The organism is Polymorphospora rubra (assembly GCF_018324255.1).
GTDB classification, from domain to species: domain Bacteria; phylum Actinomycetota; class Actinomycetes; order Mycobacteriales; family Micromonosporaceae; genus Polymorphospora; species Polymorphospora rubra.
Map to the genome: position 1 here is coordinate 4,159,888 of NZ_AP023359.1, position 12,613 is coordinate 4,172,500.

9 protein-coding genes are annotated in these 12,613 nt (G+C 72.6%); 7 read left to right on the forward strand and 2 right to left on the reverse strand.

Annotated elements, in window-relative coordinates:
* The first annotated feature begins 106 nt into the window (after positions 1-106).
* The 7 genes from Prubr_RS18915 to gatB all read left to right on the forward strand — a co-directional run bounded on the left by Prubr_RS18915 (position 107) and on the right by gatB (position 9,507).
* A complete protein-coding gene (locus Prubr_RS18915; RefSeq protein ID WP_212827236.1) occupies positions 107-1,117 on the forward strand; it encodes an ADP-ribosylglycohydrolase family protein in 1,011 nt (336 codons plus the stop codon).
* 40 nt (positions 1,118-1,157) lie between these two features.
* Positions 1,158-1,283 carry a hypothetical protein gene (locus Prubr_RS37720; RefSeq protein WP_281425937.1) on the forward strand — a complete coding sequence of 42 codons (126 nt, stop codon included), beginning with the start codon at positions 1,158-1,160 and terminating at the stop codon, positions 1,281-1,283.
* A gap of 112 nt (positions 1,284-1,395) precedes the next feature.
* On the forward strand, positions 1,396-3,522 hold the full coding sequence (gene ligA, locus Prubr_RS18920; RefSeq protein WP_212827238.1) for an NAD-dependent DNA ligase LigA: 2,127 nt from the start codon (positions 1,396-1,398) through the stop codon (positions 3,520-3,522).
* Between the two features lie 200 nt (positions 3,523-3,722).
* Entirely contained in the window at positions 3,723-5,855 is a 2,133-nt protein-coding gene (locus Prubr_RS18925) for a putative bifunctional diguanylate cyclase/phosphodiesterase (RefSeq protein WP_212827240.1), read from the forward strand.
* A 183-nt stretch (positions 5,856-6,038) separates the two neighbouring features.
* A complete protein-coding gene (gene gatC, locus Prubr_RS18930) occupies positions 6,039-6,338 on the forward strand; it encodes an Asp-tRNA(Asn)/Glu-tRNA(Gln) amidotransferase subunit GatC (RefSeq protein WP_212827242.1) in 300 nt (99 codons plus the stop codon).
* A 2-nt stretch (positions 6,339-6,340) separates the two neighbouring features.
* Entirely contained in the window at positions 6,341-7,819 is a 1,479-nt protein-coding gene (gene gatA / locus Prubr_RS18935; RefSeq protein WP_212828225.1) for an Asp-tRNA(Asn)/Glu-tRNA(Gln) amidotransferase subunit GatA, read from the forward strand.
* Between the two features lie 185 nt (positions 7,820-8,004).
* Positions 8,005-9,507, forward strand: a complete 1,503-nt coding sequence (gene gatB, locus Prubr_RS18940; RefSeq protein WP_212827244.1) for an Asp-tRNA(Asn)/Glu-tRNA(Gln) amidotransferase subunit GatB — start codon at positions 8,005-8,007, stop codon at positions 9,505-9,507.
* A 44-nt stretch (positions 9,508-9,551) separates the two neighbouring features.
* Here the strand turns inward: gatB and Prubr_RS18945 are convergent, their stop codons facing one another.
* Entirely contained in the window at positions 9,552-11,078 is a 1,527-nt protein-coding gene (locus tag Prubr_RS18945; protein WP_212827246.1) for a metallophosphoesterase family protein, read from the reverse strand.
* A 159-nt stretch (positions 11,079-11,237) separates the two neighbouring features.
* Positions 11,238-12,413: a PQQ-dependent sugar dehydrogenase gene (locus tag Prubr_RS18950; RefSeq protein WP_212827249.1), complete on the reverse strand. Its 1,176-nt coding sequence runs from the start codon at positions 12,411-12,413 to the stop codon at positions 11,238-11,240.
* Positions 12,414-12,613 lie beyond the last annotated feature (200 nt).

Below are 12,613 nucleotides of genomic sequence, written 5' to 3' on the forward strand. Positions count from 1 at the left end.
TGGTTCCGGGCCCCGGGGTGGTCCCCGGCCCGGGGCGCGGCGGTTCCGGGCCCCGGGGCGGGGCGGGCACGAGGCCGGCTGGACCGGGTCGGCGATCATGGTCGGCATGTCCCGACCCGATCCCGGCGCGCGCCGCGCCTCCGGTTCACTGTTCGGCCTCGCGTACGGCGACGCGCTCGGCAAGCCGACCGAGTTCATGACCGTCGCGGCGATCACCGCCCGGTACGGCCCCGGCGGGCCACGCGACCTGGCCGGCGATCCCGCGCTGGTCACCGACGACACGCAGATGGGCCTGGCCGTGGCCTGGGCGCTGCGTGAGTCGCCCGCGGCGGAGCCGACCGCGCTGGAGCCGCTGCTGCGACGGCGGTTCCTCGACTGGGCGGTCAGCCCGGACAACAACCGGGCGCCCGGCAACACCTGCCTGCGGGCCTGCGCCGAACTGTCCACCGGGCGCCGCTGGCAGGAGGCGACCGTCGCCGGGTCCAAGGGCTGCGGCGCCAACATGCGGGTCACCCCGGTCGGCCTGGTCCCCGGGTACGACCTCGACACGCTCGCCGGTGTCGCGCAGTTGCAGGCCGGCCTCACCCACGGCCACCCGACCGGACTCGCGGCGAGTGAGCTGACCGCGTACGCGGTCCGGGTGGTCCGCGACGGCGCCGCCCTGACCGACCTGCCCGAGCTGCTGCGGGACCGGGCCGTCGGGCAGCGCCGGGTCTACCGGGACGACTGGCTCGGCGACCTGTGGCGGCAGGGCCGGGCCGGTTCGGCGGAGGAGTTCATCGCGGCCGGCTGGGACGAGTGCCTGGCGGTGCTGGACCGGCTCGACACGGCGCTGGCCCGGCCGGACGACGGGGGAGACGTCTGCCGGGCGACCGGCGAGGGCTGGATCGCCGAGGAGGCGCTGGCCAGCGCGCTGCTCTGCGTACTGCGGCACCCGGACGACCCGGTCGCGGCGTTGGCCCGCGGTGCCACCACGTCGGGCGACTCCGACTCGATCGCCTGCCTCGCCGGCGCGGTGCTCGGTGCCGCGTACGGGATGGCCGGCTGGCCGGACGGGTGGGCCGAGCGGATCGAGTACGCCGACCAGTTGGCCACGCTCGGCGCGGGCTGGGACTGAACCGGCCCGGTGCCCGGCCCGCGTCGCTAGCGTCGGCGGGGTGAGCAGGACACCCCGCCGGAGCGGGCGGCTGCGGGTGGTGGCGCTGACCATCGCCGCCGTCGTACTGGTCTGTGTGCTGTGGCTGGCCGGGGTGGCGGCGTTCCGTCTCTCCCTCGGGCGGTGAGCCCATCCGCCGCCGCGATCCACCGGACGCCGGTGTGGACCCGGGACCGTCGGCGCGTGGCCTCCCCGTCGGCGGTTGCGGCGGCTAACGTGCTGGTGGAGGAGGTGGGCCGGTGTCCGAGGATCCGGTCGGGGCACGGCTCACGCCCGAGCAGGAGGCCGGCGCGGGGGTCGAGCCGCCGTCGGACGTCCGCGACCGGCACGCCACGCTGAGCGTGGAGATCACCGATCACCAGTACCGCTACCACGTGCTCGACGCCCCGACGATCAGCGACGGCGACTTCGACCGGCTGCTGCGCGAGCTGGCGGAGCTGGAGGAGCGGTATCCGGCCCTGCGGACCCCGGACTCGCCGACGCAGCGGGTCGGTGGCACCTTCTCGACGCTGTTCACCCCGGTCGCGCACGCCGAGCGGATGATGTCGCTCGACAACGTCTTCGACGACGCCGAACTGACCGCCTGGGCCGAGCGGGTGCGCCGGGACGCCGGCGGCCCGGTGCCGTTGCTGTGCGAGCTGAAGGTCGACGGCGTCGCGATCAACCTGACGTACGAGGGTGGTCGGCTGGTGCGGGCCGCGACCCGCGGGGACGGCCGGACGGGCGAGGACGTGACCGGCAACGTACGCGCCGTCCGGGGCGTACCGCAGCGGCTGTCCGGTGCGGACGTACCGGAGCTGATCGAGGTGCGGGGCGAGATCTACTTCCCGGTCGCGGCGTTCGCCGACCTGAACGCGGGCCTCGTCGAGCAGGGCCGGCCGCCGTTCGCCAATCCCCGTAACGCCGCCGCCGGCAGCCTGCGGCAGAAGGACCCGCGGATCACCGCCGCCCGGCCGTTGCGGCTGGTCGTGCACGGCATCGGGGCCCGGCGCGGGTTCGACCCCGCCACCCAGTCCGGGGCGTACGCGGCGCTGAAGGACTTCGGACTGCCGACCAGCGACCACCTCCGGGTGGTGCCGGACCTGGCCGGGGTGCGCGGGTTCGTCGACCACTTCGCGAAGCACCGGCACGACGTCGAGTACGAGATCGACGGCGTGGTGGTGAAGGTCGACCCGGTGCCGATCCAGGGGCGGCTCGGCTCGACCAGCCGGGCACCCCGGTGGGCGATCGCCTTCAAGTACCCGCCGGAGGAGGTCACCACGAAGCTGCTCGACATCGACGTGAACGTGGGGCGTACCGGCCGGGTGACCCCGTTCGCCGTACTCGAACCGGTCCGGGTCGCCGGTTCCACGGTCGCGTTGGCGACCCTGCACAACGCCCGTGAGGTGGCCCGCAAGGGTGTGCTGATCGGGGACACGGTGGTGGTGCGCAAGGCCGGCGACGTCATTCCGGAGGTGCTCGGCCCGGTCGTCGACGTACGCCCGCCCGACGCCCGGCCGTTCGTGATGCCGGACCGGTGCCCGGCGTGCGGTACGGCGCTGGCGCCGGCGAAGGAGAGCGACGTCGACATCCGCTGCCCGAACGCGCGGACCTGCCCGGCGCAGTTGCGGGAGCGGGTCTTCGCGCTGGCCGGGCGCGGTGCGCTCGACATCGGGGTGCTGGGCTACAAGGCGGCCGGCGCGTTGCTGGAGTCCGGGGCGATCGTCGACGAGGGCGACCTGTTCGATCTGGACGCCCGCAAGTTGGCCGGCGTGCCGTTCTTCGTGAACGCGGACGGCACGCCGGGCGGCAACGCCGGCAAGCTCCTGGCCAGCCTCGGTGAGGCCCGGGAGCGCCCGCTGTGGCGGGTGCTGGTGGCCCTGTCGATCCGGCACTGCGGACCGACCGCCGCGCAGGCACTGGCCCGGCACTTCGGCTCGATTCCGGCGATCGGGGCGGCGTCGGAGGAGGAATTGGCGTCGGTCGAGGGGGTCGGTCCGACGATCGCGGCCAGCGTGACGGAATGGTTCGGCGTGGACTGGCACCGCGAGGTGGTGCGCAAGTGGACCGCGGCGGGCGTACGGATGGCGCGGGAGCGGGTCGCCGAGGGGCCACGCCCGCTGGAGGGGATCACCGTCGTGGTGACCGGCACGCTCGCGAACTATTCGCGCGACCAGGCCGCGGAGGCGGTGCGGGCGCGTGGCGGCCGGGTGAGTGGCTCGGTGTCGAAGAAGACCGGCTTCGTGGTGGTCGGTGACAATCCCGGCTCGAAGGCGGACAAGGCATTCTCCCTGAAACTACCCATTTTGAATGAGGCAGGATTCGACGTTCTGCTGATGCAGGGGCCGGAAGCGGCCGCTAGTGTTGCCCAAAGTAGTGAATCATGAGCATTCGGTAGTAAATCGCGAGTATTCTGCACTGAATAGTGGAACGTGAGTATTTTCGGCAACTGATTACGTATTCCAAATTAGTCACGACACACCCGATTCGTGCACCGAGGTCGCAGCCGCGGCCGGTCGGGGAGTTTGATGGAGCATCACCAGCGCGGCATCAGGTCGTGCCCCGGCGAGAGACGGCGGGAGGTCCGATGGAGGCCGCAGCGCAGCGGAACTCCGTTCCCCCCGAGCGGGCGTTGCCGTTCTTCACCTTCGTCACCGCGGTCGTGGCCCTGGCCGGCACCGTCACGGCGGTGTCGCTGATCGCCCTCCCCAGCGAGGTCCCGGCCCTGCCGGTCGCGTTCTGGCTGATGGCCGGCCTGGCCGTCGTCTGCGACGCCCGCCCCTTCACCCCGCCCGGCCGCCGGCAGAGTTCGGCGGTGTTCCCGTCGATCTGCTTCACCTTCGCGATCATGCTGATCTGGGGAGAGGCGCCCGCGATCGCCGTACAGGCCGCGGCCGTGGTCGTCGCATCCTGGCGGATGCGGCACACCGCCTGGCGGGCCCTGTTCAACATCGCCCAGTACGCCATCGCCCTCACCGCCGCGTACGCGACCGTGCAGCTGCTGGTGCCCGACCTGCCGTACGTGGCGGCGGTCGTCGCCGCCGCGGGCGTCTGGTTCGCCGTCAAGTACGGCACCGTCACGGTCGCCATCCGGCTGCTCACCGGTGGCCACTGGTGGCGTTCGGTGAGCCACGGGCTCGCCTTCGAACTGCTCTCCACCGGCGCGTTGCTGCTGCTCGGCCCGATCCTCGCCAGCGCCGCGCGGGCCAACGCCGCCCTCATCCCGCTGGTCGTCGTACCGCTGTACGCCGTCTACCGGATGGCGCGGCTGTCCACCGAACACGAACAGGTCGGCCGGCTCGACCCGCTCACCGGCCTGGCCAACCGCAAGGCACTACTCGGCGAGGTCGCCGACCGGCTGCCCGGCCACGCCGAACGCGCCGCCCGGCACGCCGCCGAACGGCACCTCGCCCTGCTCGTGCTCGACCTCGACCGCTTCAAGTACGTCAACGACGCGCTCGGCCACGCCGTCGGCGACCGCCTCCTGGTCGAGGTCGCCAACCGGCTGACCGCGGCCGTACGCCCACAGGACGTGGTCGCCCGGCTCGGCGGCGACGAGTTCGCGATCCTCAGCGGACGGCTCGCCGACCCCGCCGAGGCCACCGACCTCGCCAACCGGATCGTCGACGTGCTCGCCGAACCCGTACCCATCGACGGCCTCCCGCTCGACGTCGGCGGCTCGATCGGCGTCGCCGTCTATCCCGAACACGGCGAGGACTTCGAGACCCTCATGCGGCACGCCGACGTCGCCATGTACGACGCCAAGCACCGCGGCGACGCCGTCGCCGTCTACGCCCCGGACTCCGACCACAGCTCGCCGGAGCGGCTCAGTCTCCTCGCCGACCTGCGCAAGGTACTCGAGACGACCGGCCCGAAGGGAGCCGTCGGCGGCGGGGCGGCCGGCGTCCCGGGTGCCGGCCGCGACGGTGCCGGCGGCCGCGACGGAGGGGCCGGCCGGGAGGCCGGTGGGGCGGGCGAGATCACCATGTACTACCAGCCGCAGGTCGAGATCGCGACCGGCGAGGTGGTCGGCGTCGAGGCGTTGCTGCGCTGGCGGCACCCCCGGCGCGGGATGGTCGACCCCGAGGAACTGATCCGGGTCGCCGAGCAGAGCGCGGTGATGCGGCTGCTCACCCGCCGGGTCGTCGACGACGTGGTCGAACAGATCGCCAAGTGGGCGGCGGCCGGGCTGCCACTGCGGGCGGCGCTCAACGTCAGCGTCCGCGACCTGCACACCGGTGAGATCGCCGACCAGATCGACGACCGGTTGACCCGCTACGGCGTACCGCCGGACCGGCTGCAACTGGAGATCACCGAGGGGGCGTTGATGGCCGACCCGCACCGGGTCCTGGCCACCATCGCCCGGCTCGACCGGATCGGGGTCGCGATCGCGCTCGACGACTTCGGCACCGGGTACTCGTCCATGCAGCACCTGCGCCGGCTGCCGCTGTCCGAGGTCAAGGTCGACCGGTCGTTCGTACTCGGTATGACCGACGACGCCGACGACGCGGCGATCGTCCGGTCGATCATCGAACTGGCCGGCGCGCTCGGACTGCGGGTGGTGGCCGAGGGGGTCGAGGACGAGCGCACCTGGCGGATGCTGCACGCGGCGGGCTGCCACGTCGCCCAGGGCTGGTTCTACGCCCGCCCGATGCCGGCCGACGAACTGGTTTCCTGGCTGGCCCGCTACCACCCGCTACGCCCCCACCCGATCACCTGACCCCGTCCCGTTCCCATCCCCGAGATCCGCGTGATCAGGGAGTCTGGCGGGTGACGCACCGGCGACACGCCGGAAAAGGTCCCTGATCACGGGGATCATGGGGGAGTTGGCGGGGCGGGGATCGGTGCTGCCGGGGCGAGAAATAGACTCGGCCGGTCACGCCAACGCACGAAGGAGGCGCAGATGGCCGCCATCTCCCGCGAAGAGGTCGCGCACTTGGCGCGCCTGTCGCGGCTCGCCGTCACCGAGACCGAGCTCGACACCTTCGCCGGCCAGCTCGACGTCATCCTCCAGGCGGTCGCCCGGGTCGGCGAGGTCACCGCCGCCGACATCCCGCCGACGTCACACTCCGTGCCGCTGACCAACGTGCTGCGCGACGACGTGGTGGTGCCGGGCCTCACCCCCGCCGAGGCGCTGTCCGGGGCACCGGACGCCGAGGACAACCGGTTCCGCGTACCGCGGATCCTCGACGAGGAGGCGTGACCATGGCCGACCTGACCAGACTGACCGCGACCGAGATCGCGGCCCACGTCGCCGCGGGCGAGGTCTCCGCGGTCGAGGTGACCCGGGCGCACCTCGACCGGATCGCCGCCGTCGACGAGCGGGTGCACGCCTTCCTGCACGTCGACGCCGACGGGGCGCTCGACGCGGCCCGCACCGTCGACGCCCGCCGCGCCGCCGGCGAGGAGCTGGGGCCGCTGGCCGGTGTGCCGGTCGCCGTCAAGGACGTGCTGACCACCCGCGGCGTGCCGACCACCGCCGGGTCACGCATCCTCGAAGGCTGGCGCCCGCCGTACGACTCCACGATCGTCGAGCGGCTGCGCGCCGCCGGCACCGTCATGCTCGGCAAGACCAACATGGACGAGTTCGCGATGGGCTCGTCGACCGAGTACTCGGCGTACGGCCCGACGTTCAACCCGTGGGACCTGAGCCGTATCCCGGGCGGCTCGGGCGGTGGCAGCGCCGCCGCACTCGCCGCCTACGAGGCGCCGCTCGCGATCGGCACCGACACCGGTGGGTCGATCCGCCAGCCGGGCGCGGTGACCGGCACCGTCGGGGCGAAGCCGACGTACGGCGGCACCTCCCGCTACGGCCTCGTCGCCTTCTCGTCCTCTCTGGACACTCCCGGCCCGTGTGCCCGTACGGTGCTCGACGCCGCGCTGCTGCACGCGGTCATGGGTGGCCACGACCCGCGCGACTCGACCTCGATCCCGCAGCCGGTGCCCGACGTCGTCGCCGCCGCGCGGGCCGGCGCGACCGGCGACCTGACCGGCATGCGGCTCGGCCTGGTCCGCGAGTTCGCCACCGAGGCGGGCGGCGAGCCGGGCGTGACGGCCGCGTTCCGCGACGCCGTCGACGCGCTGACCAAGCTCGGTGCCGAGGTCGTCGAGGTCTCCTGCCCCCACTTCGAGTACGCGCTGCCGGCCTACTACCTGATCGCGCCGAGCGAGTGCTCGTCGAACCTGGCCCGCTTCGACGGTGTGCGGTTCGGCCTGCGGGCCGGCGACGACGGGGTCCGGTCGCTGGAGGAGGTCATGTCGCTGACCCGCGACGTGGGCTTCGGCGCCGAGGTCAAGCGGCGCATCATGGTCGGCACGTACGCCCTCTCGTCGGGCTACTACGACGCCTACTACGGGCAGGCGCAGAAGGTCCGCACCCTGATCAGCCGCGACTTCACCGCCGCGTTCGAGCAGGTCGACGTGCTGATCTCGCCGACCACCCCGTTCGTGGCGTTCCCGCTGGGCTCGCGGACCGCCGACCCCTACCAGATGTACCTGGCCGACCTGTTCACGATTCCCACCAACCTGTACGGCGGACCGGCCATCTCGGTCCCCTGTGGACTGTCGGAGGGGTTGCCCGTCGGTCTCCAGGTGATGGCCCCGACGATGGCCGACGACCGGATGTACCGGGTCGCCGCCGCCCTCGAATCCGCCGTGGGCACCCTGACCCCGCCCGCCCTCTGAGCCGTTCGACGCCCCGGGCCGGGGCGTTGCCGATCTGGGCGTCAGAGACCTTGTCCAGCACGCATGAGGTCCCTGACGCCCAGATCAACCGGCGGTGCGGGCTTGCCGGGCCACCCCCGACAGGTCGGCGCGGTGCTGCACTAGGCTGGTGCACGTTCCGGATGCCGTCGTGAGCTGGAGTGTTGATGACCACGATCGTCCTGCCGCCGTACGACGACGTCGTCGCGCGCTACGAGCCGGTGATCGGCCTGGAGACGCACGTCGAGCTGGGCACGAACACGAAGATGTTCTGTGGCTGCCCGACCGACTTCGGCGGCGAGCCCAACACCCGGGTCTGCCCGGTCTGTCTCGGTCTGCCCGGCTCGCTGCCGGTCGCCAACCGGGCGGCCATCGAGGCGACGATCCGGATCGGGCTGGCGCTCAACTGCTCGATCGCGTCGTGGTGCCGCTTCGCCCGGAAGAACTACTTCTATCCGGACATGCCGAAGAACTTCCAGATCAGCCAGTACGACGAGCCGCTGTGCGTCGACGGCTGGCTGGACGTCGAGGTCGACGGTGAGATGGTCCGGATCGGCATCGAGCGGGTGCACCTGGAGGAGGACACCGGCAAGACGCTGCACATCGGCGGCGCGACCGGGCGGATCCACGGTGCGACCGAGTCGCTGGTCGACTACAACCGGGCCGGTATCCCGCTGGTCGAGATCGTCACCAAGCCGATCCCGGGCACGGGTGCCCAGGCGCCGGAGGTGGCCCGGGCGTACGTCACCGAGCTGCGGGACGTGCTGCGCTCGCTGGGCGTCTCCGACGTACGGATGGAGGAGGGCTCGCTGCGCTGCGACGTCAACACGTCGCTGAACCTGCCCGGCGGGCCGTGGGGCACCCGTACCGAGACCAAGAACGTCAACTCGCTGCGTTCGGTCGAGCGGGCCGTCCGGTCGGAGATGCTGCGGCAGGCGGCGGTGCTCGACGGCGGCGGCACGATCGTGCAGGAGACCCGGCACTTCCACGAGGACACCGGCGACACCACGTCGGGCCGGTCCAAGGAGACGGCGACCGACTACCGCTACTTCCCCGAGCCCGACCTGGTGCCGCTGGCGCCGGACGCCGCCTGGGTGGAGGAGTTGCGGGCCGCCCTGCCCGAGCTGCCGCGGGTGCACCGCAAGCGGCTCCAGGAGCAGTGGGGACTGTCCGATCTGGACATGCAGTCGGTGCTCAACGCCGGCGCGGTCGAGCTGATCGAGCAGACCGTGGCCGCCGGTGCCACGCCGGCCGCGGCCCGCAAGTGGTGGCTCGGCGAGCTGTCCCGCCGCGCCAACGAGCAGGGCATCGAGCTGGCCGCGGTGGGCGCCACCCCGGAGCACGTGGCCGAGCTTCAGCGGCTGGTCGACGAGGGCAAGCTCAACGACAAGCTGGCCCGGGGCGTGCTCGAAGGCGTGGTCGCGGGGGAGGGCACCCCGTCGGAGATCATGACCGCCCGTGGCCTGGAGGTCGTCTCCGACACCGGTGCGCTGACCGCGGCGGTCGACGAGGCGATCGCCGCCAACCCGGCCATCGCGGACAAGATCCGGGACGGCAAGGTCGCGGCCGCCGGAGCGCTGGTCGGTGCCGTCATGAAGGCCACCCGCGGGCAGGCCGACGCCAAGACCGTACGCGAACTGGTGCTGTCCCGGCTCGGCGTCGAGGGCTGACCGTGCCGATCCGGCCGGCGCCACGCGGGCGCCGGCCGGATCGTTCAGCGGGTCGGGGACGGGGTCGGTGCCGTCGGTGACGGCGAGCCGTTGAGCGGTTCCTCCGGCACCTCGGGTTTGATCACGTGCCGTTCGAGCGCGACCTGGGACTGGCCGGTGCCGCCGACCTGGATGTCGTCGTACGCCTGCAGGGCCTTCTGCTGGTCGAAGTAGAGCACCGACATGGCCAGCGGCAGCGGCTCCTCGCCTTCGAGGCCGCGCAGCCCGGCACCGCCGGTCGACCCCTGCACCAGCAGCCGGGTCTCCTGCTGGTCGGGAACCTGGCCCAGCATGCTCGCCGCACGCTGGTGGGTGTGGCCGGCCAGCACCAGCGGGGTCACCCCGGAAAGCGGTCCGGCCGACGCCGGATCGTGGACGAGCGCGATGTCGACCGGCTCCGGGGTGGCCCGGATCGTGTCGGCGAGCCGCTGCCCGACCCCCTGGATCTGCTCCGTGGCCTGCTTCGTCTGGCCCGATCCGGCCGGGGACGTCTCCTTGTCCGGAGTGAAGCGTGGGTCGCCGATCCCGGCGATGCTCAGCCCGGCGACGTTCGCGACGGTGTTGTCGAGCACGACCGAGTTGCGCTGGCCGCCGATCGCCGCCTCGGTGGTCGGCGAGTCGTGGTTGCCGCGGATGTAGACGTACGGGACACCGAGCAGGCCGATCGAGCCGACGAAGGACGCCTCCGGCTCGCTGCCCCAGTCGGTGATGTCGCCGGTGTCGATCACCGCGTCGATGTCCCACTGCTCGACGATGGTGCGGATGATCTGCCAGGCGGTCGGGTTGAGGTGCAGGTCGGAGACGTGCAGGATGCGGGTGGTGCCCTCGGCGGGCTCGTAGACCGGCAGCGTCGACACCGTCGTGTAGATCCGACCGACGTTGCCGATCAGTCGCTGGAGCTGCTCGGAGTATTTCGTGTAGTCGTTGGCGATCCGCCGCGCGTCACCGACGATCGCCGGTGCGTTGACCAGCAGTCCCTCGTACCGTGGCTCCTCGATCGACTGCGGGCGCAGGGTGAGGGCGGCGGTGCCGAGACTGCCGGCGGTGATCACGAGCGCCAGCGCGCCCGACCAGGCGACCCGGCGTACGTTGCGGAACACCAGCGCCGACAGCACGAGGGTGGACAGCACGGACACCGCGATCGTCTGGGCGCCGAGCCGGGCGATGCCCATCGTCACGTCGTGTACGGCGGTCTGGCTGGCCCGGGCGATGCCGGCCGGGTCGCCGATGAGTGCCTCGGTGCGGCGCTGGTCGAGGGCGCCGAGGCGGACGTTGAGGTGGGCCGGTCCGTCGTGGCTGTCGAGCTGGAGGGCGCCCAGCGGCGGGATGCTGAACGTGGTGCCGCCGTCGGCCGCCGGGGTGATCGACATTTCGGCGCTGAACGGCCCGACGTCGACCTGGCTGCGGGCGCCGATGAGCACTCCCGCCACGACGCCGACGAGGGTGACGGTGAGGACGGCCAACCCCATCCCGAGCCGGCGGGTGACCCGCGACCGGCCGGCCCGCCGGAGGTGTCGGCCGGCGGTGCGCATGCCGCCGGGCAGCGACCGCCCCGCGAGGGTGTGCTCGTAGCACCCTCGGCAGCACGATCCTTGCCGGTTTTGTCCTCTTCCATGCTCACATCATCACCCTGCCCACCCGGCGATCTTGTGAAACTGACGCGCGTCGCGTGCGAAGTCGGCTGTCCGTCGTCAGCTCTTACCCGCTCCGCCGCCGGAGAAGACCAGCCGGAGGATGCGGTCGTCGTCCGGCGCCGGTTCCCCCCGTCCGTCGTGATTGGAGGTGGTGATCCACACCGATCCGTCGGGGGCCGTGGCGGCCGTACGCAGCCGGCCGTACTCGCCGGTCAGCATCGCCCGCGGCTGCCCGAACACGGTGCCGGCCGCGGTCAGTTCGACCACCCACAGCCGTTCGCCGCGCAGGCACGCCGCGATCAGCAGCCGTTCCACGGCCGCGACGCCCGAGCACGACGACTCGTCGGTCCGCCAGGTGACCAGCGGATCCACGAATCTCGAGTCGTTGCCCCGGCCTTCCTTCTCGGGCCAGCCGTAGTTCTTACCCGGCTCGATCCGATTTATCTCGTCCCACGAACTCTGGCCGAACTCGGTCGCGTAGAGCCGGTCCTCGCCGTCCCAGGCGATGCCCTGCACGTTGCGGTGGCCGAGCGACCAGACCAGCGAGTCGGGGAACGGGTTGCCGGTGGCCGGCTTGCCGTCCGGCGTCATCCGCAGGATCTTGCCGCCGAGGCTCGCCCGGTCCTGGGCCAGCCCGCGCTCCGACGCGTCGCCGGTGGTGACGTAGAGGAAACCGTCCGGGCCGAACGCGATCCGGCCGCCGTTGTGGATGCCGGACAGCGGGATGCCGGTGACCACCGGGGTCGGCTCCCCACCGAGGGTCAGCCGGGCGACCCGGTTGTCCTCCTCGGTCGAGTAGTAGACGTACACCGTCTGGTCGGTGGCGTAGTCGGGCGACACGGCGATGCCCATCAGCCCGCCCTCGCCGGCCGCGTCGACCTCGTCGAGGGTCTGCACGGTGGTGACCTTGAGGCCGTTCGTGTCCGACTCCGGACCGACCTTGAGGATCTTGGCGGTGTCCCGCTCGGTGACCAGTGCCCCGCCGTCGGGCAGGAACGCCACCCCCCACGGCACCCGCAGTCCCTTGGCCAGCACCGTCGCGGCGATCTCCTGACCGGCGCCGGCGGGCGGGGTGGCCGACACCGACGGGGTCGGGAACGTCGGCGGCTCGCCGGCCGGGTCCGGCGGCGGGTCGCCGAACGCGCAGCCGCTGGTCAGGAGGACCAGTGCGGCGGCGGCGGCGAGGGCCGCACGGGTCCGGCTGACACGGGGGTACGGGGGACGCGCGCTCATCCCACCCACCCTATCCGGGTGACGCCCCCATCCCGTACGTCCCGCCCCGTGCTCCCGCCACCGGGTCCGGCGCGCCCGCGCGGTGCTCCGCGATCACGTCGATCAAGGAGAAGTGTTCCGGCGTTCGGTGCGTACCGGGCACGACTTCTCCTTGATCGGCGCGGCGATCGGCGCGGCGATCGGCGCGGCCGGCCGGCCAC

What these genes read in the sequence shown, in the direction of transcription:
- Prubr_RS18915 (WP_212827236.1), top strand. Translation starts at nt 107, where the DNA reads ATGTCCCGACCCGATCCCGGCGCGCGCCGCGCCTCCGGTTCACTGTTC.
- Prubr_RS18925 (WP_212827240.1), top strand. Translation starts at nt 3,723, where the DNA reads ATGGAGGCCGCAGCGCAGCGGAACTCCGTTCCCCCCGAGCGGGCGTTG.
- gatC (WP_212827242.1), top strand. Translation starts at nt 6,039, where the DNA reads ATGGCCGCCATCTCCCGCGAAGAGGTCGCGCACTTGGCGCGCCTGTCG.
- gatA (WP_212828225.1), top strand. Translation starts at nt 6,341, where the DNA reads ATGGCCGACCTGACCAGACTGACCGCGACCGAGATCGCGGCCCACGTC.
- gatB (WP_212827244.1), top strand. Translation starts at nt 8,005, where the DNA reads ATGACCACGATCGTCCTGCCGCCGTACGACGACGTCGTCGCGCGCTAC.
- Prubr_RS18945 (WP_212827246.1), bottom strand. Translation starts at nt 11,078, where the DNA reads ATGCGCACCGCCGGCCGACACCTCCGGCGGGCCGGCCGGTCGCGGGTC.
- Prubr_RS18950 (WP_212827249.1), bottom strand. Translation starts at nt 12,413, where the DNA reads ATGAGCGCGCGTCCCCCGTACCCCCGTGTCAGCCGGACCCGTGCGGCC.